General features: G+C 67.9%; 23 protein-coding genes. 17 read left to right on the top strand and 6 right to left on the bottom strand.

Annotated features, from left to right (window positions below; all coding sequences use genetic code 11):
* The first annotated feature begins 340 nt into the window (after positions 1-340).
* Together AC1DTF_RS26870 and AC1DTF_RS26865 are read left to right on the top strand one after the other, a co-directional pair.
* A complete protein-coding gene (locus tag AC1DTF_RS26870; RefSeq protein WP_477476273.1) occupies positions 341-1,075 on the top strand; it encodes a hypothetical protein in 735 nt (244 codons plus the stop codon).
* Positions 1,076-1,103: 28 nt separating this feature from the next.
* On the top strand, positions 1,104-2,756 hold the full coding sequence (locus AC1DTF_RS26865; RefSeq protein ID WP_477476272.1) for a DNA polymerase Y family protein: 1,653 nt from the start codon (positions 1,104-1,106) through the stop codon (positions 2,754-2,756).
* Here the strand turns inward: AC1DTF_RS26865 and AC1DTF_RS26860 are convergent.
* Positions 2,747-3,811 carry a nucleoside hydrolase gene (locus AC1DTF_RS26860; protein WP_477476271.1) on the bottom strand — a complete coding sequence of 355 codons (1,065 nt, stop codon included), beginning with the start codon at positions 3,809-3,811 and terminating at the stop codon, positions 2,747-2,749. The genes AC1DTF_RS26865 and AC1DTF_RS26860 overlap by 10 nt on opposite strands.
* A gap of 23 nt (positions 3,812-3,834) precedes the next feature.
* On the bottom strand, positions 3,835-5,832 hold the full coding sequence (locus AC1DTF_RS26855; protein ID WP_477476270.1) for an SDR family oxidoreductase: 1,998 nt from the start codon (positions 5,830-5,832) through the stop codon (positions 3,835-3,837).
* 84 nt (positions 5,833-5,916) lie between these two features.
* On the opposite strand from AC1DTF_RS26855, the gene AC1DTF_RS26850 reads away from it, so the two are divergent.
* From AC1DTF_RS26850 to AC1DTF_RS26840, 3 genes are read left to right on the top strand one after another with little or no spacing between them, the layout of a single operon-like run.
* On the top strand, positions 5,917-6,783 hold the full coding sequence (locus tag AC1DTF_RS26850) for a MaoC/PaaZ C-terminal domain-containing protein (protein WP_477476269.1): 867 nt from the start codon (positions 5,917-5,919) through the stop codon (positions 6,781-6,783).
* Positions 6,784-6,836: 53 nt separating this feature from the next.
* Entirely contained in the window at positions 6,837-7,718 is an 882-nt protein-coding gene (locus tag AC1DTF_RS26845; RefSeq protein WP_477476268.1) for a universal stress protein, read from the top strand.
* Positions 7,715-9,238 (top strand): APC family permease, encoded by a 1,524-nt coding sequence (locus tag AC1DTF_RS26840; RefSeq protein ID WP_477476267.1) that lies wholly within the window; start codon positions 7,715-7,717, stop codon positions 9,236-9,238. The genes AC1DTF_RS26845 and AC1DTF_RS26840 overlap by 4 nt, the downstream gene beginning before the upstream one ends.
* A 7-nt stretch (positions 9,239-9,245) precedes the next feature.
* On the opposite strand, the gene AC1DTF_RS26835 is transcribed toward AC1DTF_RS26840, so the two are convergent.
* On the bottom strand, positions 9,246-10,559 hold the full coding sequence (locus tag AC1DTF_RS26835) for an HNH endonuclease signature motif containing protein (RefSeq protein WP_477476266.1): 1,314 nt from the start codon (positions 10,557-10,559) through the stop codon (positions 9,246-9,248).
* Between the two features lie 39 nt (positions 10,560-10,598).
* The gene (locus tag AC1DTF_RS26830; protein WP_057166899.1) at positions 10,599-11,369 is read right to left on the bottom strand and encodes an SDR family NAD(P)-dependent oxidoreductase; all 771 of its coding nucleotides are present in this window, start codon (positions 11,367-11,369) and stop codon (positions 10,599-10,601) included.
* A 77-nt stretch (positions 11,370-11,446) separates the two neighbouring features.
* On the opposite strand from AC1DTF_RS26830, the gene AC1DTF_RS26825 reads away from it, so the two are divergent.
* The 5 genes from AC1DTF_RS26825 (at position 11,447) to AC1DTF_RS26805 (ending at position 18,360) form a co-directional block, all read left to right on the top strand.
* Positions 11,447-12,298: a helix-turn-helix transcriptional regulator gene (locus AC1DTF_RS26825; RefSeq protein WP_477476265.1), complete on the top strand. Its 852-nt coding sequence runs from the start codon at positions 11,447-11,449 to the stop codon at positions 12,296-12,298.
* 31 nt (positions 12,299-12,329) lie between these two features.
* Entirely contained in the window at positions 12,330-15,617 is a 3,288-nt protein-coding gene (locus AC1DTF_RS26820; RefSeq protein ID WP_057166898.1) for an error-prone DNA polymerase, read from the top strand.
* A 159-nt stretch (positions 15,618-15,776) separates the two neighbouring features.
* Entirely contained in the window at positions 15,777-17,393 is a 1,617-nt protein-coding gene (mdlC, locus tag AC1DTF_RS26815; protein WP_477476264.1) for a benzoylformate decarboxylase, read from the top strand.
* Between the two features lie 72 nt (positions 17,394-17,465).
* Positions 17,466-17,867 carry a tautomerase family protein gene (locus tag AC1DTF_RS26810; protein WP_200962125.1) on the top strand — a complete coding sequence of 134 codons (402 nt, stop codon included), beginning with the start codon at positions 17,466-17,468 and terminating at the stop codon, positions 17,865-17,867.
* Between the two features lie 10 nt (positions 17,868-17,877).
* Complete coding sequence (locus AC1DTF_RS26805) at positions 17,878-18,360, top strand: hypothetical protein (protein ID WP_057166897.1); 483 nt, start codon at positions 17,878-17,880, stop codon at positions 18,358-18,360.
* Here the strand turns inward: AC1DTF_RS26805 and AC1DTF_RS26800 are convergent, their stop codons facing one another.
* Positions 18,361-18,774, bottom strand: coding sequence for a TIGR03667 family PPOX class F420-dependent oxidoreductase (locus AC1DTF_RS26800; protein WP_477476263.1), 414 nt, complete (start codon positions 18,772-18,774; stop codon positions 18,361-18,363).
* A gap of 23 nt (positions 18,775-18,797) precedes the next feature.
* Here AC1DTF_RS26800 and AC1DTF_RS26795 point away from each other — a divergent pair, with 23 nt between their 5' ends.
* A complete protein-coding gene (locus tag AC1DTF_RS26795; protein WP_057166895.1) occupies positions 18,798-19,439 on the top strand; it encodes a nitroreductase family protein in 642 nt (213 codons plus the stop codon).
* Positions 19,440-19,448: 9 nt separating this feature from the next.
* Here the strand turns inward: AC1DTF_RS26795 and AC1DTF_RS26790 are convergent, their stop codons facing one another.
* The gene (locus tag AC1DTF_RS26790; RefSeq protein ID WP_477476275.1) at positions 19,449-19,901 is read right to left on the bottom strand and encodes a tRNA (cytidine(34)-2'-O)-methyltransferase; all 453 of its coding nucleotides are present in this window, start codon (positions 19,899-19,901) and stop codon (positions 19,449-19,451) included.
* 43 nt (positions 19,902-19,944) lie between these two features.
* Here AC1DTF_RS26790 and AC1DTF_RS26785 point away from each other — a divergent pair, with 43 nt between their 5' ends.
* The 6 genes from AC1DTF_RS26785 to AC1DTF_RS26760 all read left to right on the top strand — a co-directional run bounded on the left by AC1DTF_RS26785 (position 19,945) and on the right by AC1DTF_RS26760 (position 25,306).
* Positions 19,945-20,550 carry a class I SAM-dependent methyltransferase gene (locus AC1DTF_RS26785; RefSeq protein WP_477476262.1) on the top strand — a complete coding sequence of 202 codons (606 nt, stop codon included), beginning with the start codon at positions 19,945-19,947 and terminating at the stop codon, positions 20,548-20,550.
* Positions 20,551-20,767: 217 nt separating this feature from the next.
* Positions 20,768-23,350, top strand: coding sequence for a HAMP domain-containing sensor histidine kinase (locus tag AC1DTF_RS26780; RefSeq protein WP_477476261.1), 2,583 nt, complete (start codon positions 20,768-20,770; stop codon positions 23,348-23,350).
* Complete coding sequence (locus tag AC1DTF_RS26775) at positions 23,347-23,784, top strand: roadblock/LC7 domain-containing protein (RefSeq protein WP_477476260.1); 438 nt, start codon at positions 23,347-23,349, stop codon at positions 23,782-23,784. Before AC1DTF_RS26780 ends, AC1DTF_RS26775 begins: the two co-directional genes overlap by 4 nt.
* A gap of 61 nt (positions 23,785-23,845) precedes the next feature.
* Positions 23,846-24,178 (top strand): DUF742 domain-containing protein, encoded by a 333-nt coding sequence (locus tag AC1DTF_RS26770; RefSeq protein ID WP_477476274.1) that lies wholly within the window; start codon positions 23,846-23,848, stop codon positions 24,176-24,178.
* Positions 24,159-24,749, top strand: coding sequence for a GTP-binding protein (locus AC1DTF_RS26765; RefSeq protein ID WP_477476259.1), 591 nt, complete (start codon positions 24,159-24,161; stop codon positions 24,747-24,749). Before AC1DTF_RS26770 ends, AC1DTF_RS26765 begins: the two co-directional genes overlap by 20 nt.
* The gene (locus AC1DTF_RS26760; RefSeq protein WP_477476258.1) at positions 24,746-25,306 is read left to right on the top strand and encodes a pentapeptide repeat-containing protein; all 561 of its coding nucleotides are present in this window, start codon (positions 24,746-24,748) and stop codon (positions 25,304-25,306) included. Before AC1DTF_RS26765 ends, AC1DTF_RS26760 begins: the two co-directional genes overlap by 4 nt.
* Positions 25,307-25,351 lie beyond the last annotated feature (45 nt).

Raw genomic sequence — 25,351 nt, 5'->3', positions numbered from 1 at the left:
CACCGCCAACCGCTGCCGAAATCCGACGACGAGCCAGACGATTTGATGCCATGTTCGATCCTTTACTGGGGTCTCTGTGTGGTGAAACTTCGGCCGCCGCGGTGGCCCGCGAAAACCTTGTGCAGCAGTCCCATTTGAAGGCCGGGATCTGGTGTCAGAAACTGTAACGCAGCGCCTGTATCAGTGCATTCCCTTACTCAAGCATTGTTGAGAGATGCCCTGTGCCGCCGATCCGGCCCTGCGATCCACCGCTTGACTGTCGGACCGGGCGAGTGTTTACTCGAGATATCGAACATGTGTTCGAACAACGCCCGTTTCGGATGATGCTGGAGGTGCTGCTGTGACGGTGGCAATGGACCTGGAGCAGCACCGAAAAGAGCGCGCTGAACAGGTAGAACAGTTACGCCGCAGGATAGCCGAAGTCTCCGGGAGGATGGAAATCCCGGGTGCGCGGAAGGCTGCCGACGATGACCTGAGTTCGGCCGCGAAAACTTTGCTGAAAGCCCCGGATTCGCCGATCGCACCGCCTGACGATGCGTTGCCGGAGCCGTCGGTGCCCGGGCCTCTTTCTCAGCTGCTGCCCAGGGGGACAGTGGCGGTGCTGTCGGGGGCCAGATCACTGGCCCTGCGGATGGTGGCCGCCGCCACCGCAGAAGGCGGGCACGCGGCCATCGTCGGGCAGCCCGATGTGGGTCTGCTGGCGGCGGTGGAGATGGGTGCCGACCTGAGCCGGGTCGCGGTGATTCCTTATCCCGGCACCGATCCGGTGGAGGTGGCCGCGGTCCTGCTGGATGGTCTGGATCTGGTGGTGCTGGCGCTGGGTGGGCGATCGGTACCGATGAGCAGGGCGCGGGCCGTGACCGCGCGGGCCCGGCAGAAGGGGTGCACGCTGCTGGTCACCGGCGGCGATTGGCACGGTGCCTCGGCTCGGCTGGATGCCAGGGTCTGCGGCTACGAGATGGTCGGTTCCGGCGGCGCCGCGGTTCCCGGCCGGGGGCGGATCGGGCGGGTGCGGGTGGACATCAGGACCAGGAGCCGGATTCCCGGCCAGCCGCGTATCGCAGTCGGGAGCTAGCGTGCCGCGGGTTCTTGCGCTCTGGTGCATGGATTGGCCTGCGGTGGCCGCCGCCGCCGCGGCCGGACTGCCCGCCACCGACCCGGTGGCGGTCACCCTGGCCAACCGGGTCATCGCCTGCTCGGCGGCGGCCAGGGCGGTGGGTGTGCGGCGCGGACTGCGCCGCCGGGAAGCACAGTCCCGGTGCCCGCAGCTGCATGTCGTCACCGCCGACCCGGCGCGCGATGCCCGTCACTTCGAGGGCGTGACGGCGGCGGTCGACGAGGTGGTGCCCCGGGCCGAGGTGCTGCGGCCCGGTCTGCTGGTGATGTCGGTTCGGGGAGCGTCCCGTTATTTCGGATCGGAGCAGGAGGCCGCCGAACGTCTGGTCGACGCGGTGGCCGCGGCGGGGGCGGAATGYCAGACGGGTATCGCCGATCAGTTGTCCACCGCGGTGTTCGCGGCCAGGGCGGGGCGCATCGTCGAGCCGGGCCGGGACGCGGCGTTCCTGTCCGGGCTGTCCATCCGTCAGTTGGCCACCGAACCCAGCCTTTCCGGGGCAGGTCGGGAGGATCTGGCAGACCTGCTGTGGCGGATGGGAATCCGCACCATCGGTCAGTTCGCCGAGTTGTCGCGCACCGATGTGGCTTCCCGGTTCGGTGCCGACGCGATCAGCGCTCACCGATTCGCCTGCGGGGAGTCCGACCGCGGACCGTCCGGGCGTGATCTTCCCGCGGAGCTCGACGCGGTGATGAACTGCGATCCCCCCATCGACCGGGTGGACGCCGCGGCCTTCGCCGGACGGTCACTGGCCGGCGAACTGCACCGCAGCTTGGAAGGCGCCGGGGTGGGCTGCACCCGGCTGGCCATCCAGGCCGTCACCGCCAATGGCGAAGAGCTGAACAGGGTTTGGCGTTGTGCCGAACCGCTGACCGAGGATGCCACCGCTGATCGGGTGCGTTGGCAACTGGACGGCTGGCTGACCCGGCGGGCCACCGGGGGAGCGGGCCCCACTGCGGCGATCGTCACCCTGCGATTGCACCCGGTGGAGGTGGTGTCGGCCGGGGCGCTGCAGCTCCCGCTGTGGGGGTCATCCGGTGACGACGACCGGTTACGGGCCCGGCGGGCGCTGGTGCGGGTGCAGGGTCTGCTGGGCCTCGAAGCGGTTCAGGTGCCGGTGCTCAGCGGGGGGCGTGGGCCGTCCGAGCGCATCACCTTCACCCCGCTGGGCGACGAGCCGGTTCCGCAGGCCGACCCGACCCAGCCCTGGCCGGGCCAGTTACCCGAGCCATCGCCGGCGGTGTTGGCCGATGACCCGGTGGAAGTGCTTGATGCAGAAGGTAAACCGGTGCGGGTGACGAGTCGGGGGTTGTTCTCTTCGGATCCGGTGCGGCTGGAGTCCCCGGGCCGCGGGGGAGGCATCAGGGGCGAGCGAAGCGACGGGAGAGACATCAGGGGCGAGCGAAGCGACGGGAGAGACATCAGGGGCGAGCGAAGCGACGGGAGAGACATCAGCTGGTGGACCGGGCCGTGGCCGGTCGACGAACGCTGGTGGGATCCCGAGCGCAAGCCGGTGGGCCGGACCGCGCGTGCCCAGGTGGTGGTGTCCGGTCGCGGTGGACAGAATGATGCCGGCGTCGGTGTGGCGATGCTGCTGTGCTACCGCCAACGGCAGTGGCATGTGGAGGGCATCTACGAATGACCGAGCCGGCGGGCGAACGGGCCGACCCGCTCGATGAAACGGTCGAAGAACGCGGCGGGGTCCACCTCGACGCCGATCTGCGCGTTGGGCTCCCGGCCCCAATGACCGCGCCAGTCGGCCACGGTCATCCCGCGGGTCAGGGTCCCGGTCAGTTCGACGTCGACGGTCGCCTGCTGGTAGCGCACCAGGTCGGGGTCCAGTGCGACCGCGGCGGCCAGTGGATCGTGCAGGTGCGCCAGGTAGCCCTCGCCCTGATCGAAGTGGAACTCGAAGTAGAAGCGCATGGCATCTTCGAGCACCCGGATCAGCGGGTTGGCCGCCGTCGACCGGGTGCCCCGATCGTCGAGCACACTCAGCTGCGCCGACGGGGAACCGGCGGCGGCGGCCAGCCGGCCCAGAATCGACGGCGTCATCGCCGCGTTCTCGGTGAGGTTGAGTCCCAACACAATCGGCAGATGCGTGGGCGTGCTCAGGCCCCACGCCGCGCCCCACACCGCGAACACCTCGGCGGCGGCCTCCGGGTCGACGCTGACATTCCACTCCGAGACCGGCGTGGTGTTGCCGCGGTAGTCGAACGCGCCACCCATGATCACCAGCCGGTGCAGCAGCCGGGGCAGCGCGGGTTCCAGGCGCAGCGCCAGCGCGAAGTTGGTCAGCGGCCCGGTGACCAATCCGATGAGTTCCCCGGGATATTCGCGGGCCGCGGCCACCCAGGCCTGGGCGGCGTCGTACGGGGTCAGCGACCGGTCCGTCTCCGGCAGGTGCGCGTAGCCGAGCCCTTCGGGGCCGTGGGTGTCCTCGGCGGTGCGCAGCGGAATGCTCAGCGGCACCGGGGCGCCCTCGGAGACGGGAACATCGTCGATCCCGAACAGTTCGAGCAGCCCCAGATTGTTGATCGACACCTGCGCGACGGGCACATTGCCCGCCGTCGATGCGATGCCCACCACGTGGGCGTCCGGGCTGGCGAACAGATAGGCCAACGCCATCGCATCGTCCACCCCGGTGTCGACGTCGGCGAACACCGGTAGTGGCGCATCGGTTTCAGGCCCGGTCACGCTCCCACGATAGGCGGGGGCCGCTACCAGTGCACACCCGGAATCGCCCGCACCGCACGCTTGACCGGGCGGGGCACCCGCACGCTCCGGGTGGCGCGGGACGGCTTGCGGGGCCTGCGCTCCGGGGTGGGCTGCTCGCCGGCCTGCCCACGCGCGGCAGCGGAGTCCGGATAGCCCAGGTAGAGCTGGTGCAGTACCCGCCGCGACAGTCGGGGCGTGAAGTAGGTGCCCAGATCGGCCAGCGTGCCCAGTGGGGTGTCTATCCGCGCCGGCTTCTCGATCAGCCCGCGCACCACCATCGCGGCGGCATGCTCGGCGGTGATCGGGGGCACCGGATTCAGGCGCCGTGACGGCGCGATCATCGGGGTGCTCACCAGCGGCATATGGATGTTGGTGAAGGTGATGTGGTCCGACAGGGTCTCGGTGCCCACCACCTCGGAGAACGCGTCCAGCGCCGCCTTGGTGGGCAGGTACGCGCTGTACTTGGGGCTGTTGGCCTGCACGCCGGCACTCGACACGTTCACCACGTGACCGAACCGGCGCTCGCGCCAGTGCGGCAGCAACGCCAGCACCATGCGCACCGCACCGAAGTAGTTGACGGCCATCACCCGTTCGTAGTCGTGCAGCCGATCGGTGGAAGCGGACACCGATCGGCGGATGGACCGGCCGGCATTGTTGACCAGATAGTCGACGTGGCCGAAGCGGCCCAGGATGTCCTTCACCGTGTGGTCGACGGAGCTGGAATCGGTGACGTCGCAGGTGAATGCGTACGCGTCGCCACCGTCGGCACGGATCTCGGCGATCAGATCATCGAGTGCGTCGGCATTGCGGGCCAACGCGAACACCGTGGCCCCACGGTGGGCGGCGGCGATCGCCGAGGCGCGTCCGATACCGCTGGAGGCGCCGGTGATGATGACGTGCCTGCCCACCAGTGCGCCGGACGGGTCATCGCGGCGGGCCCGGTCGGGGTCCAGGTTTTCGGCCCAGTACCGCCACAGTTTCCCTGCGTAGGAACCAAATTCGGGTACCTCGATCCCGGTACCGGCCAGCGCGGCGGTGGTCCGGTCGGCAGTGAACGTCGGCGCCAGGTCGACGACGTCGAGGATCTCGGCGGGCATGCCCAGCTGGGTGGCGGCCATGTTGCGCAGCACCCTGGCCCGTCCGGTGGCCTTCAGTACCGGTGCGACGGCGCCGCCGGGCAACGCGAAGCGCAGCGCCGGAAGCCCGGCCTCCTTCGCGACACCGCGGTAAATACTGCGCAGCCCAATGGTTTTCGGCGCGGTCAGATGGAAGGTCTGTCCGTCGGCGTCGGCGATGTGCATCAGGTGCACCAACGCGTCGACCACGAAGTCGACCGGCACGATGTTGGTGCGGCCGGCATCGGGCACCGCCATGGGCGTGATACTGGGCAGCACCGCCAGCTTGGACAGGACGCCGAAGAAGTAATAGGGACCGTCGACCTTGTCCATCTCGCCGGTGCGCGAATCCCCGACGACGACCGCGGGCCGGTAAATCCGGTACCGCGGCCCGGCCTCGGAGCGCACCAGTTGTTCGGCCTCGAACTTGGTGCGGTGATAGGGGGTCGGCAGGTTCTGCGCGACGTCGAAATCGTCCTCGGTGTACTCGCCGTGGAAGTCCCCGGCCACCGCGATCGAGGACAAGTGGTGCAGGGTCGCGCCCAGGCGCCGGGTCAGGCCGATGACGGTGCGGGTGCCCTCGACATTGGCGGCGCGCTGGACGTCCTCGGCGGCGGTCATGTCGTAGATGGCGGCGCTGTGCACCACGTGATCGACGGTGCCCAGTTCGGCAATGACATCGTCGCTCAACCCGAGATGCTCGGCGGTGAGATCGCCTACCAGGGGTTTCGCGCGCGGACCCCAGGCGGCGGCCAGTCGCTCGAAGCGCTCCAGCGACCCGCGCCGCACCAGCACGGACACCTGCGCGTCCGGGTCGCGGGCCAGCAGTCGGGCCACCACGCGGCTGCCGATAAACCCAGTACCGCCGGTAACGACATAATGCATGCGGCCATGGTCGTCCTCGAGCCTGGAAAGGTCAACTATGGTCCCGGTCACACTCCGTAGTCCGCCACGAAGGGATATTCACCCATGCCGATCGATCCGAACGCCGTCGGTGCCACAACCGAGTCCCAGACCTTCAGCTGGACCGACCGCGAGACGCTGCTGTACGCGCTCGGTGTCGGCGCCGGCACCGATGACCTGGCCTTCACCACCGAGAACAGTCACGACATCGAGCAGCAGGTGCTGCCCACCTTCGCCGTCATCGCCTGTTCGCCGTTCGCGGCCGCACTGCAGATCGGTTCGTTCAACTTCAGTCTGTTGCTGCACGGCTCGCAGGCGATCCGGTTGTTCAAGCCGCTGCCGCCCGCGGGTGCGCTCACCGTGCACTCCGAGGTCGCCGACATCCAGGACAAGGGTGAGGGCAAGAACGCGGTGGTGATGCTCAAGGGGGTGGGCGCTGACCCGGACAGCGGTGAGGTGCTGGTGGAAACCCTGACCACTGTGGTGATCCGGGGTGAGGGCGGATTCGGTGGGCAGCCCGGCCAGCGTCCGGCGGCGCCCGAGTTCCCCGACCGCGCGCCCGATGCGCAGGTCGCCCTGCCCACCCGCGCCGATCAAGCGCTGCTGTACCGGCTTTCGGGTGACCGCAATCCGTTGCACAGCGACCCGTGGTTCGCCCAGACCCTGGCCGGTTTTCCCAAGCCGATCCTGCACGGCCTGTGCACCTATGGTGTGGCCGGCCGGGCCCTGGTCGCCGAACTCGGCGGCGGCGACGCCACGAAGGTCACCGCGGTGGCATCCCGGTTCAGCTCACCGGTCTTCCCCGGCGAGACGCTGACCACCTCGATCTGGCGTACCGAAGCGGGTCGCGCGGTGTTCCGTACCGAGGCTGCCCAGCCGGACGGGTCCGATGCGCGGGTCGTGCTCGATGACGGGACCGCCGAATACAACTGATTTCGTAGGGTCAATCGCCAGTGCGCACCGTCGCGCGTTGACAGGATGGCCCGATGAGACTGGCTGTCGGATATCTCGCCACCCCGGGCGGAGCGGACGCTGTCGCACTCGGCGTCCGCCTCGCCCGGAGCCTGGGCGCCGAGCTCGACGTGTGCATGGTGCTGCCCCCGGACCGCGGGGTGCCCGCGATGGTTCCCACGGGCGGCTATGACGAACTGCTCGCCGAACAGGCCGGCGAATGGCTGAACGAGGCACTGGCCGGGGTGCCCGATGATGTGGTGGCGCACCCGCACGTCAGCGTCAGCGACTCCACCGCGGACGGACTCATCAACGAGGTGCAGCGCCTCGGAGCCCAGGCCGTCATCGTCGGCGGATCGGGCGGCGGTCTGGCCGGAAGTTATTCACTGGGATCGGTGGTCAACGAGCTGCTGCACTCCGCGCACGTTCCGGTGGCGGTGGCGCCGAAAGGAACTCGGCTGTCCGCGGTGCCGCGGGTGCGTGAGGTGACGTGCGCAATCGGCGAACGTACCGGTGCGCGCACCCTGCTGGACGCGGCGGTGCGGGCCTGTAAGGCCGCCGACGTGCCGCTGCGCCTGGTGTCGCTGGTGGCCCTCGATCCGATGTTCGGTGCGCTGCGTGGCGACGCCGATGCGCTGCGGGAGCGCGCGCTGGGACACGCGCGGCGCGCCCTGGAGGAGGCACAAGAGTCACTGCCCGAAGGGTTCTCGGTCACGGCCACCGTCGCGGATGGAACCTCGGTGGAGGACGCGGTGAGCAGGTTGCCCTGGCATGACGGTGATCTGATCATGGTGGGTTCCAGCCGGCTCGCCGCGCCGCGCAAGTTGTTCCTCGGGTCCACCGCGGCCAAGATGCTGCGCGCGCTCGACGTCCCGATGGTCGTGGTACCCAGAACCGCCGACGAGGAGACAGCATGACTGCGAACAAGGCGGAGACGGCCACGGGCACTGTTTCGAAGGGTCTGGCCGAAGGCAAGGTCGGCACCCTGTCGGGCGCCATGCTCGGGATCTCCTGCGTGGCACCCGGGTACACGCTCACCGCGAGTATCGGCGTGATCGTGGCGGCGGTCGGGTTGAAGATGCCGGCGATCTTCATCGCCGGTTTCATCCCGATGTTCCTCACCGCGTACGCCTATCGCGAACTGAACTCCCGCACCCCGGACTGTGGCGCGTCATTCACGTGGTCCACCAAGGCATTCGGCCCCTACGTGGGCTGGATGTGCGGGTGGGGGATGGTGGTCGCGTCCATCATCGTGCTGTCCAACCTGGCGGCGATCGCGGTCGAGTTCTTCTATCTGCTCATCGCCCGGATATTCAACCAGCCCGGGATCGCTGATCTGGCGGGCAACAAACCCGTCAACATCATCACCACGCTGGTGTTCATCGCGTTGGCCACCCTGATCGCCAGCCGGGGCATCACCACCAGCGAGCGAGTGCAGTACGTGCTGGTGGCTTTTCAGCTGGTGGTGCTGGTGGCCTTCGCCATCACCGCCTTCGTCCACGTGGGGCGTGGGGACGCGCCGGCCGGGCTGAGTTTCGACCTGGACTGGTTCAATCCGTTCACTGGATTGACGATGGCGGTGTTCGCCATCGGGCTGACCGGTTCCATCTTCGCGTTCTGGGGCTGGGATACCTGCCTGACGCTCGGCGAGGAGTCCAAGGACCCGACCAAGGTGCCTGGCCGGGCCGGGTTGCTCTGTGTGACATCGATTCTGATCACCTACCTGCTGATCGCCGTCGCCGTGATGATGTACGCCGGCGTCGGTGAAGAGGGTCTGGGGCTGGGCAATCCGGAGAACTCGGAGAACGTGTTCGGGGCGCTGGCCGACCCGGTGCTGGGGCACTGGTTCGGGCCGCTGCTGTACGTGGCGGTGTTCGCCTCGTCGGTCGCCAGCCTGCAGACCACCTTCCTGCCGGCGGCTCGGGCGATGCTCGCGATGGGCGCCTATAAGGCATTTCCCACCCGCTTCGCCGAGGTGAGTCCGCGCTTCCTGACGCCGGTCTATTCGACGGTGATGGCCGGGGTGGTCACCGGTGCCTTCTACACCGTGGTGACACTGCTGTCCGACAATGCATTGTGGGACACCATTGCCGCCCTCGGCATCATGATCTGTTGGTACTACGGCATCACCGCATTCGCCTGCGTCTGGTTCTTCCGCCGGGAGCTGTTCAGCAATGTGCACAACATCGTGTTCAAGTTCCTCTTCCCCCTCCTGGGCGGGTTGATCCTGGCGGCCGTCTTCGTCATCTCGATCGGCGAGAGCATGAATCCGGAGAACGGCAGCGGCGCCGAGATCGGCGGCATCGGCCTGGTGTTCTTCATCGGATTCGGGATCCTGGTGCTCGGCGCGGTGCTGATGCTGGTGATGCGCGCGCAGCGACCCGACTTCTTCACCGGCCAGACACTGCGCCGCGACACCCCGGCGCTGAAGGAATAGCGCAGCGCTAGTTGGCTTCTGGTGGTGGTGGTTCGTACGGTGTGTACCACCACCACTGCGCGCGTTCCCCGAGTGGACCGGTGCACGGTGGCACGTCGGGTGGGGGTTTGGTGGGTGGTCGGGCCAGCGATCCGCTGGTGAGTGGTTCACCCTCGCTGTCGGTGACTCGTAGTGTCTCGGCGGGCCCGGTGATCGTGATGCCGCGTTTGTGGTGCATGCGGTGGTGGAACGGGCACAGCAGGACCAGGTTGGACAGCTCGGTCGGACCGCCGTTCTCCCAGTGCACCAGGTGATGGGCATGCAGACCGCGGGTGGCCCCGCAACCCGGTACCACGCAGGTCTGGTCGCGGTGTTCCAGGGCGCGGCGCAGCCGGCGGCTGATGGTGCGGGTGGCCCGGCCGACCCCGATGGGTCGGCCGTGGCGTTCGAACCACACCTCACACGTCGCATCACAGAGCAGATATCGCCGATCGTCTGCTGTCAGCGCCGGGCCCAGATGCAGGGCGGCGACGGGTTTCTCGACATCGACATGGACGACGACGGTGGTGTGCTGGCCGTGCGGGCGCCGCTGCACTTCGGTGTCCCAGCCGGCCTCGATGAGGCTCATGAACGCATCGACCCCGTCCGGGAACGGCGGTGCCTGCTCAGAGATCGTTGGGTCAGCCTCGCTGTCGCGGGCCCAGCCGTCCTCGGGGTCGATGCTGTCGGCGTTGTCGTGGTCGCGTTTCCAGTCCGCGACCAACGCATCGCGGTGTGACTGCAGGCCGGCCTCGAACTTCGCGGCCTCGACCTTGGGCAGGGTGATCCGCCACGTCGTGGAATCGTCGCCCTCGATCATGGTGATCTTGCGTTTCGGTTCTGGCTTGGACTCTGGTTCGGGGCGGGGTTCCTGTTTGACCGCGGTGCGCAACTGATTCACCGTGGCGTACTGCACCAGATGTGCGTAATGCTCGTCGCAGCCCTGGCCGCCGTGTTCGGCGATCACCCCGAGCTGATCCAGCGACACCCGGCCCTGCCGTAGCCCCGCGACGCAGCGTTCAAGCTCATCGATGCGGTGGGCGATGGCGACCATGGTGTCGGCATTACGCGGTGAGACACCGGTCTTCCAGGCCACCAACGCCTGCAGGGAACGACACCCTGTGGCACCCCACAGGGCGTTGCCGTCGCCGGCGCCTCTGCCGTCGATCTCGGCGATGATCTCCACCAACCGTCCATCGAGGGCGTTGCGCTGCCCGATCAGCTCACCCATCTCCTCGAACAGCACCTCGATACGCCGCACCGGAGGCACGTGTTCGGCGTAAGCGGTTGTGGGAGGCGGCATATCGCGATTCTAGAAGAGGGGTACGACAAGTAGGCCGGCCTAAACCCAGGTGCCGCCATCCACCCGCAGCGTCGCACCGGTGACGAAGGAGGCGCGGTCGCTGAGCAACCACGCGGCGGCCTGCGCGATCTCGTCGGGGCGTCCCGCCCGTCGCAGGGGAGTGTCGGCGACCAGCTGGGCGAGTACGCCGGGGCTGGCGTCCTCCCACTGCTGGATCATCTCGGTGAGGGTCGGCCCAGGCGCGATCGCGTTGACCCGGATGCCTTCCGGGCCATAGGTGACCGCGGCCGATTCGGTGAGGCTGTTGACGCTGCGCTTCAGGGCACCATATGCGGGTAGCTCCGGATTGCTGTGCAGGGCACCGATACTGGAGGTGTTCACGATGGCGCCGGTCTTCGAGGTGGCCCGGATCTCGGCGACCTGCGCAGCCACCGACAGCCATACTCCCTTGAGGTTGACGGTGTAGGTGTGGTCGAGATCGGCTTCGGTGACCTCGTCGAGCGGGCCGGGCGGGATGAGCGTGGCGGCATTGTTGAACGCGATGTCGAGCCGGCCCCAGAGTTCGACGGTGCGGTGCACGGCGGCCCGCACACTGTCGCCGTCGGCCAGATCACAAACGATGTACTCGGCGGTGCCGCCGGCCTCCCGGATGTCCTCGGTGACGCTCTTGAGCTGGTTCTCGGTGCGGGCCGCGAGCAACACACAGGCGCCCTCCGCCGCGAACAGGCGGGCCGCCGCGGCACCGATCCCACGCCCGGCACCGGAGATGAATGCAACCTTGTCGGCCAGCAGGCCCGTTGTCGTCGTCATGCCGACGAGCCTGCGTCGGAACCGAGTTCGGATCCAGGTATCACCGATACCTGGATGTTCGACGGTAGGAGCGGAGAATGGTGGCCGTGGACAAGGGTGAGTTGGGCGCCTTCCTGCGCAGCAGACGGGAGCGGATCGGTCCCGCCGACGTCGGCCTGCCCGCGGGAACCCGCCGGCGCACGCCGGGTCTGCGTCGTGATGAGGTGGCCCATCTGGCGTTCATCTCGACCGAGTACTACACCCGGCTGGAGCAGGCCCGGGCTCCACACCCGTCTCGGGAGGTGCTGCTGGGCCTGGGCCGCGCCCTTCGTCTCTCCGAGGCAGAACTGGCCTATCTGCACCGGCTGGCCGGGGTCGAACTGCTCGGGCCGAGCGGGCCGCCGCTGGTGGTCCGGCAGAGCATCCTGGACCTGATCCAGCGGCTGCCGCAGGCCGCGGCGATCGTGGTGTCCGCAACGTATGAGGTGCTGGCCTGGAACGAGCTGGCCTGCGCGCTGATGGAGGACTTCTCCGCGTTGTCGCGCCGGGACCGCAATCTGTTGCGGCGCGCGTTCCTGCGCCCCGGTGAGATGCGGCTCTACGGCGTGACCGGCTCCGATTTCGCACGCACCGGCGCCCAGCATCTGCGTGCCACCGCGGCGCGTTATCCCGACGACCCGGAGACCGTCACGCTGATCGCCGAACTACGCGCCGGTAGCGCTGAATTCGCTGAGCTGTGGGAATCGCGCGATGTGCTGGACCGGCCGAAACTGTGCCAGACCTTCGACAATCCGGTGGTCGGCCCGATCGCGGTGAACTGCGATGTGCTCGATATCGCGGACCGGGACCAGCGGGTGATCGTCTACGCCCCGGAGCCGGGCACGCCGTCGGAGGAGGCGATGCGGTTGCTCGGGGTGGTGGGGACGCAACGGATGGACCTCCCCGGCTGATAATCGCACATATGTTCGATACACTGGCGGGGTGGGTTGGCACAACGGACCGCCGAGTTGGGGCGAGATGGAGCGTGTCCTCACCTCCAAGCCGCGGCGGGCCGGGCTGCCCATCGCCGAACCGCTCGGCGACGGCGGGGACAGTCCGGCCTGGTCACGCAAGCGCGGTGCCTACGAGGTCGAGGGGGTGCGGCGTTCTGGCTCATCGGTGCCCTATGCCGAACTGCACGCACACTCGGCCTACAGCTTCCTCGACGGTGCCAGCACCCCGGAAGAACTGGTGGAGGAGGCGGCCCGGTTGGACCTGCGGGCCATCGCGCTGACCGACCACGACGGCCTCTACGGGGTGGTGCGGTTCGCCGAGGCCGCCCGTGAACTCGACATGTCCACCGTGTTCGGTGCCGAACTGTCGCTGGGTAACGTGCCGCGCACCGAACAGCCCGACCCACCCGGACCGCATCTGCTGGTACTGGCCCGCGGCCCGGAGGGTTATCGGCGGCTGTCGCGCGAGATCTCGGCGGCACACTTGGCCGGCGGCGAGAAGGGTAAGCCGCGGTATGACTTCGACACGCTGACCGAGGCCGCCGGCGGACACTGGCACATCCTCACCGGCTGCCGCAAAGGCCATGTCCAACAGGCTTATACAGTCGGCGGACCGGAGGCCGCCGCGCTCGCGCTGGCCGATCTGGTGGACCGGTTCGGGGCCGACCGGATCAGTATCGAGCTCACCCACCACGGACACCCGCTCGATGACGAACGCAATGCCGTCCTGGCCGCGCTGGCGCCGCGATTCGGCGTGGACGTGGTCGCCACCACCGGTGCCCACTTCGCGGTGCCGTCGCGGGGCCGGCTGGCCATGGCGATGGCGGCCATCCGGGCCCGCAACTCGATGGACGACGCGGCCGGATACCTGGCGCCGCTGGGCGGTGCGCACCTGCGGTCGGGGGAGGAGATGGCCCAGTTGTTCGGCACCGAGATCGTCACGGCGGCAGCAGACCTGGGTGAACAGTGCGCGTTCGGACTGGCGCTGATCGCCCCGCAACTCCCGCCCTTCGACGTGCCGGACGGGCACACCGAATCCAGTTGGCTGCGCAAACTGGTGCGCGATGGCGCCCGGGATCGCTATGGCCCGCCGGACCGGGCTCCCAAGGCCTACGCGCAGATCGAACATGAACTGGCCATCATCGACAAGCTGGACTTCCCGGGCTACTTCCTGGTGGTGCACGACATCACCCGGTTCTGCCGGGAGCGCGACATCCTGTGTCAAGGAAGGGGTTCGGCGGCCAACTCGGCGGTCTGTTACGCGCTCAAGGTCACCAACGTCGACCCGATCGCCAACGAGTTGCTGTTCGAACGCTTCCTGTCCCCGGCGCGGGACGGCCCACCCGATATCGACATCGACATCGAATCGGACCTGCGCGAGAACGTCATCCAGTACGTCTATGACAAGTACGGCCGGGACTACGCCGCCCAGGTCGCCAATGTCATCACCTACCGGGGGCGCAGCGCCATCCGGGACATGGCGCGTGCGCTGGGCTTCTCGCAGGGCCAGCAGGATGCCTGGAGCAAGCAGATCAGCCGGTGGAACGGACTGGCCGACTCGCCCGATGTCGAGGACATCCCGGAACAGGTGGTCGACCTGGCCACCCAGATCTCCAACCTGCCCCGGCACATGGGCATCCACTCCGGGGGCATGGTGATCTGTGATCGTCCGATCGCCGATGTCTGCCCGGTGGAATGGGCCCGCATGGAAAACCGCAGTGTGCTGCAGTGGGACAAAGATGACTGTGCGGCAATTGGTTTGGTCAAGTTCGATCTGCTCGGACTGGGCATGCTATCGGCTCTGCACTATGCCATCGACCTGGCGCGCGAGCACAAGGGCCTCGAGGTGGATCTGTCCCGGCTGGATCTGTCCGAACCCGCGGTCTACGAGATGCTGCAGCGCGCCGACTCGGTCGGGGTGTTCCAGGTCGAGTCCCGTGCGCAGATGGCCACTCTGCCCCGGCTCAAGCCGCGGATGTTCTACGACCTGGTGGTCGAGGTCGCGTTGATCCGGCCCGGGCCCATCCAGGGTGGATCGGTGCATCCATATATCAAGCGGCGCAACGGCGAAGAAGAGGTCGTCTACGACCATCCCTCGATGGAACCGGCGCTGCGGAAGACTCTCGGCGTGCCGTTGTTCCAGGAGCAGCTGATGCAGCTGGCGGTGGACTGTGCCGGTTTCAGCCCGGCCGAGGCCGACCAGCTGCGCCGGGCGATGGGCTCGAAACGGTCCACCGAGAAGATGCGGCGGCTGCGTGACCGGTTCTATGACGGGATGCGAGAACGTCACGGCATCACCGGGGCGGTGGCCGAGAGAATCTACGAGAAGTTGGAGGCATTCGCCAATTTCGGTTTCCCGGAAAGCCATTCGCTGAGCTTCGCGTCGCTGGTGTTCTACTCGTCCTGGTTCAAGTTGCACCACCCGGCGGTGTTCTGCGCGGCGCTGCTGCGCGCCCAGCCGATGGGTTTCTACTCGCCACAGTCGCTGGTCGCCGATGCGCGCAGGCACGGCGTGATGGTGCACGGCCCGGACGTCAACGCCGGCCTGGCGCACGCCACCTGTGAGAACCGTGGCCTGGACGTGCGGATGGGGATGGGCAGTGTCCGTCACATCGGCGATGAGCTGGCACAACGGATCGTCGACGAGCGGACGGCCCACGGTCCGTTCGCGACGCTGCTGGATCTGACCGCCAGAGTGCAACTTTCGGTCTCGCAGACCGAGGCGCTGGCCACCGCGGGTGCACTCGGATGTTTCGGGATCACCCGCCGCGAAGGGTTGTGGGCGGCGGGTGCGGCCGCCGCCGAACGGCCGGACCGGTTGCCGGGGGTGGGGTCGTCCTCGCATATCCCGCCGCTGCCGGGGATGAGCGCGCTGGAACTGGCCGCCGCCGACGTGTGGGCCACCGGTGTGTCCCCGGACAGCTATCCCACCCAGTTCCTGCGCGAGACGCTCGATGAGATGGGCATCGTGCCTGCCGATCAGCTGCTGCAGGTGCCCGACGGGACCCGCGTGCTGGTGGCGGGAGCGGTGACGCACCGCCAGCGGCCCGCGACGGCTCAGGGCGTGACGTTCATGAACCTGGAGGACGAGACGGGCATGGTGAACGTGATGTGCTCCCGCGGGGTGTGGGCGCGTCACCGCAAGCTGGCACAGACGGCGTCGGCGCTGGTCATCCGGGGCATCGTGCAGAACGCCACCGGTGCGGTGACGGTGGCCGCGGACAGGATGAGCCCCATCGATCTGAAGGTCCGCTCGCGGTCGCGGGACTTCCAGTGACTACCAGCTAGCGTCCATCGCAGAGTGCGGACCACCGCAGGGGTGTCTGGTGGCGAGCAGTGATGTTCGAACCGCGCAACAGGACCACAGTCATCATCAGTGCTTATCTGCAACCGCCGGTAAGCCGAGTTCATTCCCCGATGAAAGCTGGTGAGTCCGATGGCCGATGAAAAGACGATACATGACGTCACGTACGATCTCCTTCGAAAGCTGGGTGTGACAACAGTTTTCGGAAACCCCGGATCGACGGAGCAGACGTTCCTGCAAGACTTCCCCGAAGATTTCACCTATGTGCTGGCGCTGCAGGAAGCCTCCGCGCTGGCGATGGCCGACGGTTTCTCCCAGTCCACCGGCAAGCCGGCCCTGGTCAACCTGCACACCGCCGCAGGCACCGGCAACGCCCTGGGCAGCCTGGTGGCCGCCTACCGGGCCAACACCCCACTGATCATCACCGCGGGCCAGCAGACCCGTGAGATGTCGATGATCGATCCGTATCTGAACAACCCGGGCGCCACCGAATTCCCCAAACCGTGGGTCAAGTGGTCCTACGAGCCTGCCCGCGCCGAAGACGTGCCGGGAGCCTTCATGCAGGCCTATGCGGTCGCCATGCAGGAGCCCAAGGGTCCGGTGTTCCTGTCGATCCCGCTCGACGACTGGCAGAAGCCCGCCCTCGGTCCTGCAGTCGTCAGGACGGTCAGCGAACGCACCGCGCCCGACGCCGCGCGGCTTCGTGAGTTCGCCGACCGGATCAACCGCGCGCAGCGGCCGCTGCTGGTGCTAGGGCCGGAGGTCGACCGGGCCGGCGGCTGGGATGCCGGCATCGCCTTCGCCGAGAAGCTGGGCGCCCCCGTCCGGGGCAGTGCGCTGGCCGACCGTGCCTCGTTCCCCGAGGATCACCCGCTCTACACCGGGCCGATGCCGATGACGATCGCCGAGGTCAATCAGGTGCTGGACGGTCACGATCTCGCCATCGTGATCGGCGCACAGGTTTTCCGTTACTACCCGTATGTGGCCGGCGACTATCTGCCGGAGGGCACCGAGCTGATCCAGCTCACCGTCGATCCGCACCTGGCATCTGCGGCACCGGTGGGCGACAGCCTGCTCGGCGATGTCCGGATCGGGCTGGAACAACTCGTCGACCTGATCAACGCGCCCGTCGGGCGGCCCGCGCCGACCCCGCTGAACCGCAACCGCGCGGTGCGGACCTCGGCGCCCGGCGAGCGGCTGACGGCCGACGAGGTGTACGCCACCCTGGCCACCGTCAAACCCGAGGACTCGGCGGTGGTGATGGAGTCCACGTCCACGATGGCCGAACTGGTGCAGTGGCTTCCCACGACACGGTCGGGCAGCTACTTCGCGACCGGCAGCGGCGGTATCGGCTGGGGTGTCCCGGGAGCCGTCGGCGTTGCGCTGGGGGACCGGGAGCGCGGGGCGCACCGCCACATCGTCGCCACCATCGGCGACGGATCGTTCCAGTACTCCATCCAGTCGATCTGGACTGCGGCACAGCACAAATTGCCCATCGTGTACGTGGTGCTGCGCAACGAGGCCTACGAGGTGCTCAAGTCCTTCGCGCTGCTGGAGCAGACGCCTCATGTCCCTGCGCTGGATCTTCCGGGTCTCGATATCGCCTCGCTGGCAACCGGTTTCGGTTGCCGTACAGCAGAAGTCAACACCACCGACGAACTCGCAGGCGAGTTCAAGCTGGCGCTGGATGCCGACGGACCCACCGTCATCGTGGTCCACACCCAACCGGAACTCCCACACCTCGGATGAACGCGAACGGCCCGGCGGGATCACCGATCCCGCCGGGCCTCGTTCAATCGACATACTTACCAGGAGAACGAAATGCCCATCTACACCTGCACCACTGCGCAGTCGACGCTCACCCACGACGGGAGGGCCGAACTCGCCGCGGAGATCACCCGCATCCACGCCGAGAACAATCACGTGCCGAGCACCTACGTCAACGTCGTCTTCCACGAGCTGCCCGCCGACAACGTCTACACCGACGGTGTGCCGGCTCAGCCGTTGCTGGTCACCGGCTGGGTCCGCGACGGTCACCCCGAAGGCGAAACCACCAGACTCGCCACCGAAATCGCGGCAGCAGCCACGCGGACCACCGGCATCCCTGCCGACCGTGTGCTGGTGGTGTTCCAAAGCAGCCCCGCTCATTACGCCGTCGAAGGCGGCCGCGTGCTGCCCGAACCCGGTGAAGAGGCGGCGTGGATCGCCGCCGCCGCAGGATAGGAAGCACGCCATGCCCGGGTGGTCGGATTTCACCGTCGTCTCCGGTGGTGCCGCCGCGGCACTCATGGGTCTGCTCTTCGTCGCGGTGACGCTGCGCATCGACGCGATCTCGCGCGCGCCGGACCTGCGCAGCCGCGCGGCGCAGACCCTGACGCTGTTCTCGGTGGCTCTTGTTGCGGCGCTCCTGCTGGCCGTGCCGAGTCAGCCACGTCAGGTCTTCGGCACGGAGCTGATTGCGCTCGCGGTGCTCGGCGGCGTCGCGATGATCGCCCTGAACAAGCGGGCGAAACGCGTCCCTCGCCAGGACCCGATCGCCCGCGTCCTTGACCGCGTCGGACCGAACATCACCACGATCGTGCTGATCGGCGCCGCGGGAGTGTGCACCGCGGTCAACGTGACATGGGGGATCTATCTGCTGGTCCCGGCAGCACTCGCGGCATTGATCGGCGGCGTACTGAGCGCCTGGGTGTTCCTGACCAGCATGGCCGGCTGATCAGCCTTCGGTGGGTGTCGTCCACACCTTCTCGATGGTGATCCGCAGCCGAGTGCTGTAGTTGCCCATCGCGTCGGTCAGCCCGAACTGATCGGAGGCCGCCTGGTACTTCGCCCAGTACGGCGCGTCCTTGCGCGGGTCGGCGCCCTCGGCGTCCACCCGGGCCGGACCACCGATCACGATGATTCCACCACCGTTGCCGTCGGAATCCAGGTTCAGGCTCACGTGGGCGTGGTTGCGGACATGGCGCACCTTGGCCGCGCTGGGCTCGGTGTACACCACGATGTCGGTGCCGTCGTAGAAGAACCACACCAGCTTGGGCACCGGCTGCCCGGACTTCGCGACCGTGGTCAGCCAGCCGTACTCGTCGGATTTCAGGCGCTCGATGATCTCCGGTGTCAGGTCAGCAGTCATGTACGCGAATGTAGTCTCGCGGTATGACACTCAACCTGACCGCGGATGAAGTTCTGACCACCACGCGTTCGGTGCGCAAGCGGCTCGATTTCGACAAGCCGGTGCCGCGCGAAGTGCTCCTGGAATGTCTGGACCTGGCGCTGCAGGCCCCGACGGGCTCCAATACTCAAGGCTGGCAATGGGTTTTCGTCGAGGACGAAGCCAAGAAGAAGGCCATCGCCGATATTTACCGAACCAACGCCACGCCGTACCTGGCATCGCCCAAGGATTCCTACGGTGACGCCCGCGATGAGCAGATCGATGCGGTGCGCTCCTCGGCGAGCTATCTCAGCGAGAACATGGAGAAGGCCCCCGTCCTGCTCATCCCGGTGCTGGAAGGTCGCCCGGACGGTGCCCCGGCCGGGCTGAGTGCCTCCTTCTGGGGCTCCCTGCTGCCGGCGGTGTGGAGCTACATGCTGGCGCTGCGCGCCCGTGGACTGGGCTCGGCGTGGACCACGCTGCACCTGCTCGGAGACGGTGAGAAGCAGGCCGCCGAGGTGCTCGGTATCCCGTTCGAGAAATACTCGCAGGCCGGGCTGTTCCCGATCGCCTACACCAAAGGCACCGAATTCAAGAAGGCCAAGCGACTTCCCGCCGAGAACTTCGCGCACTGGGACACCTGGTAGGCCTGCCGCTCACACCGCGCCGGTGAACCCCTGCTGGCGCCACGCCTCATAGGCCGCGACGGCCGCGGCGTTGGACAGGTTCAACGACCGCCGACCGGCCAGCATCGGGATCCGCACCCGCGCGGTGATGTGCGGATCGGCCAGCGTCTGCTCGTCCAGGCCGGTCGGCTCCGGGCCGAACATCAGCACATCGCCAGGCTGGTACGCGACCTCGGCAAACGACCGGTCCGCGTGCGCGGTGAACGCGTACACCCGCGTCGGGCCGATCGCGTCCCAGGCCGCCGGCAGATCCGCATGCACCGTCACCGACGCCAGGTCGTGGTAATCCAGGCCGGCCCGCCGCAGCTTGGGCTCGGACAGGTCGAAGCCGAGCGGTTCGACCAGGTGAAGTTCGCACCCGGTCGCGGCCACCATCCGGATCGCGTTGCCGGTATTGGGCGCGATGCGCGGGGAGAAGAACATCACCTTGAACACCCGGTCATCTTGCCCTGCGGATAATGGGGTCATGGTCGAGCAGAGCATCTGGATGCAGCAGGTCGCGGCCAACCCGGGCCATTCGCAGTGGTACATCGACCGCTTCCGGTCCATGGAACGCGCGGGCAAAGATCTCGCGGGCGAGGCTCGCCTCATCGACGCGATGGCCGAGCGTGGCGCCCGCATCCTGGACGCGGGCTGCGGTCCGGGCCGGGTGGGCGGCTACCTGGCCGCCGCCGGCCATGACGTCGTCGGCGTCGATGTCGACCCGGCGCTGATCGCCGCCGCCGAACAGGACCACCCCGGCCCCCGCTGGCTCGTCGGTGACCTCGCCGAACTGGACCTGCCGGCCCGCGGAATCACCGAACCGTTCGACCTCATCGTGTCGGCGGGCAATGTGATGACCTTCCTCGCGCCGAGCACCCGCACTCCGGTGCTGAGCCGGTTGCGCGCCCATCTCGGCTCCGGTGGCCGGGCGGTCATCGGGTTCGGCGCCGGACGCGAGTACGAGCACACCGAGTTCCTCGGCGACGCCGCGCGGGCCGGGTTGGTCCCGGATCTGTTGCTGTCCAGTTGGGACGTGCGGCCGTTCACCGAAGGCGCCGACTTTCTGGTCGCGATCCTGCGGGCGACGTAGACATTCCGCGGGATCGAACTGACGTGCACGTCAGAGCCGTTCGTACGCATCACCACGACTGCGCAACGTAACGGTCACGAACTGTGTCGGTTCGATATCGAGGTATGGAAACCGCTGTCGGCGACTGCCATACTCGACAAATTGCCAGGCGTGCCGCGCCGGCCCCGATGGCGGGCACAAGCAGGAAGCATATGAACGTAACGATTTGCGGATTCTGATGACGGCCCATGCCGCGCCGCCGGTTACGTCTGCGCGCGACGAATTCGACAGCGCGGCAGCGCAAGCCGTCAAGAAGCCGTCGCGCTGGGCGTTGAGCAACTGGCCCGTCGGCTGGAAAGTGTTTGCCATCGCGCTGGTTCCGCTGGCACTGGCCGCGACCTTCGGTGGGCTGCGCATCTACTCCGGATTCACCGACGCCACCGATCTGCGGCTGGCCGCCGACCGTGCCGACATGGTGCCCGCCGTCGTCGAGTACATGGCCGCACTGGATGCAGCCATTCTCGCCGGCAGCAGCGGCGGTGATGCTCAGGCCGCGTTGAGCGAATTCGACACCACCCGCCAGGCGCTGCAGCGTCAACTCGACGAGACGGACGTGCTGCCCGACGTGGACAGCGGCGTCACCGCGATTCTGCAGGACGGCCAGGACCTGGTGAACAAGGTCAGCTCCAACTCGATCGGCCTGCGTGACCGGGTCACCACCTATGCGCCCATCCTGCTGACCGCCGAGGATGCCATCAACGGATCGGTGCGTGTCGACGACGCCCAGATCCGCACCGAAACCCTCGGCCTGTCCCGGGCCGTCGGTGCCCGCGGGCAGATGATGATGCAGCAGCTGCTGGTCAACCTCGGTGGCGAGGTCCCCGAACCCGAGCTGCGCACCTCGATGAACACCGTCGCCGGTACCGAACCGTCCACCCTGTTCGGCATGAGTCAGATCCTCGGCGTCGGCTCGGCCGAGGCCAAGGAGCTGCAGGAGCAGTTCATCCGCAGGATGGCGATCATGGCCAACCCGACTGCCGTCCTGGTGAACAACCCGGAACTCAGCCAGTCCATCGCTGCCACCAACGACATCGCCGACGCCRTCATCTCCGAGACCACGACGTCGGTGACCACGACGGTGGGGCAACAGGCCGAGGCGCAACGCAGCACCGCCATCCGGGATGCCGTGGTCGTCATCGCGGCGATCCTGTTCGCACTGCTGATCGTCGCGCTGGTCGCCAGGTCACTGGTCCGGCCGCTGCGCCGGCTGCGTGACAGCGCGCTGAAAGTCGCGCACACCGAACTCGCCCGCGAACTCGACCAGGTCCGCAACGGGGGAGACCCGGGCCCGGTCCGTCCGATTCCGGTGCACACCACCGAAGAGATCGGGCAGGTCGCGCACGCGGTCGACGAACTGCACGAACAGGCCGTGCTGCTGGCCGGTGAGCAGGCCCGGCTGCAGGTGCAGGTCAGCGACATGTTCGAGACCCTGTCGCGGCGCAGCCGATCGCTGGTGGACCAGCAGCTGTCGCTGATCGACCGGCTCGAACGCGACGAGGAAGATCCGCAACGCCTGGACAGCCTCTTCCGGCTGGACCACCTGGCCGCCCGAATGCGCCGCAACGGCGCCAACCTGCTCGTGCTGGCCGGAACGAAGGTCACCCGCGAGCACGCGGAACCCGTGCCGGTCGCCGCGGTGGTCAATGCCGCGGCGTCCGAGGTCGAGGAGTACACCCGGGTGATCACCGACGTCATCCCGGACTGCGATATCAGCGGCACGGTGGCCGCCGACCTGGTGCACGTGCTGGCCGAGTTGATGGACAACGCGCTGCGCTACTCGCCGCCGGACTCGCAGGTGCGAGTGTCGGCCGTGCGAACCGGTAACGGCGCACTCGTCATCGAGGTCGCCGACCTGGGACTGGGCATGGCCGAACCCGATCTGCGGGTGGCCAACACCCGCCTGCAGTCCGGTGGCGAGGTGACCCCCTACACCGCGCGGCACATGGGTCTGTTCGTCGTCGGCAGGCTGGCCGCCCAGCACGGATTCGTGGTCCGGTTGCGCAGCACCGTTCCCGGAGAAGCGCATTCGGGCACCACCGCCGGTGTGTACGTGCCCGAGGAGCTGCTTGCCGGGGTGCTGCCGACTCCGATCGTCACCGGCTTCCAACCGGCCCCGGTGGCCGAGGTGTCGCAGTTCGCGCCGGCGCTGCCCGAGCCGGCCTACGTCGCGCCCGATTTCGTCGAGCAGAGCCCGATATCCGGTTTGCCACAACGCAATCCGGGGGCCAGCGGGTTCCGCTCCGAACAGCCCGAAACGGAATCGGAGCATTGGCCCACCGAGCCGACACCGGTGCAGATACCCACCGAGTTGCCGACCCGGACCTCCGCGCCGGCGGACACCTCGGCGTTCTTCGGCGCACGCAGCCAGGCGCCCGCCGAACCCGCCCCGGCGGACACGGGCTCCTCCGATGACGCCATCTACCAGAAGATGCTCTCGGAATGGCTCGTCGACCCGACCGATCTGGGCGCCAGTACCGATCTGGACTGGAAGTCGGTGTGGGATCACGGCTGGTCCGCGGCGGCCTCGGCCGAGGACGCGCCGGTCACCGAACACACCGCGGAGGGCCTGCCGGTACGCAAACCCGGCGAACGGCTGGTGCCCGGGGCGGGCGATATCGGCGACGACGTCGCCCCGGTAACATCTGAGCCCGCCGACCCCGGCCCGTTGCCGGATCCCGCCGCCGTACGAGCCAGCCTCAGCAGCCACTTCGGTGGGGTGCATGCCGGTCGGTCGCACACCCGCGACACCGGAGGATCATGAGCGACACGACGGGCAGGAGCGCAGCGACCGGGGGATCGACGCAGCGCGAATCACTCGACTGGCTGGTCTCCAAGTTCGCTCGCGAGGTCTCTGGTGTTTCGCACGCCGTGCTGGTCTCCGCCGACGGCCTGCTGATGGCCGCCAGTGAGCACATGCCCACCGAGCGCGCCGACCAGCTGGCGGCGGTCGCCTCGGGGTTGGCGAGTCTGTCCATGGGGGCGGCCCAATTGTTCTCGGGCGGCCACGTCATGCAGTCCATCGTCGAGATGGAGAACGGCTATCTGTTGCTGATGCGCGTCGGTGACGGATCCAATCTCGCCACCCTGGCAACCCGGTCCTGCGATATCGGCCAGATCGGCTACGAGATGGCCATTCTGGTGGAGCGTGTGGGCAACGTCATCCAGTCGGCGCGGCGTAGTCGCCAACACACCTGAGGCCGCTGTGCAGCCGCCACCGGATGCCTGGGAGTCCGCCGATCCGGTGGATGTGCCGAGCATGGTGCGGCCCTACCGGCTGACCGCCGGACGCACCGATCCCGGGGTGCACCTGCCGCTGGAGGCTCCGATCAGAACGCTGGATATCGCCCCGGCGCCGAGGTGGCCGGGTAGTGATGTGCGAGCCCGGATACTGCTCCTGGGCAAGGACGGTCCGTCGGTCGCCGAGATCGCGGCCCATTTGTCCTTACCGCTCGGTGTGGCGCGTGTGCTGATCGGTGACCTCGTTTCCGAGGGGTATCTTCGGGTACACACGACGCTGGGCGATACAGCCTCCGCCGACGAACGTCGTGAACTGATCGGGAGGACTCTGCGTGGCCTACGGGCACTCTGAGACGCCTTCGGCGTCGGCTGGGCGCTCCGAACGGCCAGGGGCGACGAAAATCGTCATCTCCGGCGGGTTCGGCTCCGGCAAGACCACATTCGTCGGCGCGGTCTCGGAGATCATGCCGCTGCGCACCGAGGCGTTGGTGACCACCGCGTCGGCCGGCGTCGACGGACTCGACGCCACCCCGCACAAGAACACCACCACCGTGGCGATGGACTTCGGACGCATCACGCTGGCCGAGGATCTGGTGCTGTACCTGTTCGGCACTCCCGGTCAGCGCCGTTTCTGGTTCATGTGGGACGACCTGATCCGCGGCGCGATCGGGGCCGTCATCCTCGTCGACATCCGGCGCCTGCAGGACAGTTTCGCCGCCGTCGACTTCTTCGAGGCCCGCAAACTCCCGTTCCTCATTGCGATCAACGAGTTCGACGGGGCGCCAAGGCATCCGGAGGCCGCGGTGCGGCAGGCGCTGGCGCTGCGCGCGGACATCCCGATCGTCACCGTCGACGCCCGCGACCGGCACTCCGCCCGCGCCGCGCTGATCGCGGTGGCCGAATACGCACTGGCCGCGGTGTGAGCGATGACCAGGTCTGGGTGGACCGCGAGTTCACCGGACACGACTTCCGCGATGACGACCTCAGCCGGCTGCGCACCGAGCGGGTGGTGTTCGACGAATGCGATTTCAGCGGTGTGAACCTGACCGAGTCCGTGCATCTGGGATCGGCCTTCCGTAACTGCAACTTCCGGCGGGCATCGCTGTTGCACAGCGTGTTCCGGCAGTGCAGCCTGCTGGGGTCGGTGTTCACCGACGCCCGGCTGCGGCCCATCACCCTGACCGAGGTGGACCTGTCGCTGAGCGTGCTGGGCAATTGCGACCTGCGCACCGTCGACCTGTCGGACTGCCGGTTGCGCGAGGCCAGCCTGGTCGGGGCGGACCTGCGCAAGGCCGTGCTGCAGCGAGCGGACCTGAGTGGCGCACGGGTGCAGGACGCCAAGTTCGACGAGGCCGATCTGCGCGGTGCGCGGATCGACCCGACCTTCTGGACGACGGCGAAAATCCGCGGCGCCCGGATCAACATCGAACAGGGGCTGTCCTACGCCGCCGCGCACGGGCTGGACGTCCACGGCGAATAACCGCGCGATTTGCGGAGTTCTGGTCGGAATGATTCCGACCAGAAC

This window comes from Mycobacterium sp. P4_H6, assembly GCF_056400845.1.
This window is presented reverse-complemented; position numbering and strand designations above follow the sequence as displayed.

Coding starts and splice junctions, on each gene's coding strand:
- AC1DTF_RS26855 (WP_477476270.1), bottom strand. CDS start 5,832: ATGCATTATGTCGTTACCGGCGGTACTGGGTTTATCGGCAGCCGCGTG.
- AC1DTF_RS26850 (WP_477476269.1), top strand. CDS start 5,917: ATGCCGATCGATCCGAACGCCGTCGGTGCCACAACCGAGTCCCAGACC.
- AC1DTF_RS26845 (WP_477476268.1), top strand. CDS start 6,837: ATGAGACTGGCTGTCGGATATCTCGCCACCCCGGGCGGAGCGGACGCT.
- AC1DTF_RS26840 (WP_477476267.1), top strand. CDS start 7,715: ATGACTGCGAACAAGGCGGAGACGGCCACGGGCACTGTTTCGAAGGGT.
- AC1DTF_RS26835 (WP_477476266.1), bottom strand. CDS start 10,559: ATGCCGCCTCCCACAACCGCTTACGCCGAACACGTGCCTCCGGTGCGG.
- AC1DTF_RS26830 (WP_057166899.1), bottom strand. CDS start 11,369: ATGACGACGACAACGGGCCTGCTGGCCGACAAGGTTGCATTCATCTCC.
- AC1DTF_RS26825 (WP_477476265.1), top strand. CDS start 11,447: ATGGTGGCCGTGGACAAGGGTGAGTTGGGCGCCTTCCTGCGCAGCAGA.
- mdlC (WP_477476264.1), top strand. CDS start 15,777: ATGGCCGATGAAAAGACGATACATGACGTCACGTACGATCTCCTTCGA.
- AC1DTF_RS26810 (WP_200962125.1), top strand. CDS start 17,466: ATGCCCATCTACACCTGCACCACTGCGCAGTCGACGCTCACCCACGAC.
- AC1DTF_RS26805 (WP_057166897.1), top strand. CDS start 17,878: ATGCCCGGGTGGTCGGATTTCACCGTCGTCTCCGGTGGTGCCGCCGCG.
- AC1DTF_RS26800 (WP_477476263.1), bottom strand. CDS start 18,774: ATGACTGCTGACCTGACACCGGAGATCATCGAGCGCCTGAAATCCGAC.
- AC1DTF_RS26795 (WP_057166895.1), top strand. CDS start 18,798: ATGACACTCAACCTGACCGCGGATGAAGTTCTGACCACCACGCGTTCG.
- AC1DTF_RS26790 (WP_477476275.1), bottom strand. CDS start 19,901: ATGTTCTTCTCCCCGCGCATCGCGCCCAATACCGGCAACGCGATCCGG.
- AC1DTF_RS26785 (WP_477476262.1), top strand. CDS start 19,945: ATGGTCGAGCAGAGCATCTGGATGCAGCAGGTCGCGGCCAACCCGGGC.
- AC1DTF_RS26775 (WP_477476260.1), top strand. CDS start 23,347: ATGAGCGACACGACGGGCAGGAGCGCAGCGACCGGGGGATCGACGCAG.
- AC1DTF_RS26770 (WP_477476274.1), top strand. CDS start 23,846: ATGGTGCGGCCCTACCGGCTGACCGCCGGACGCACCGATCCCGGGGTG.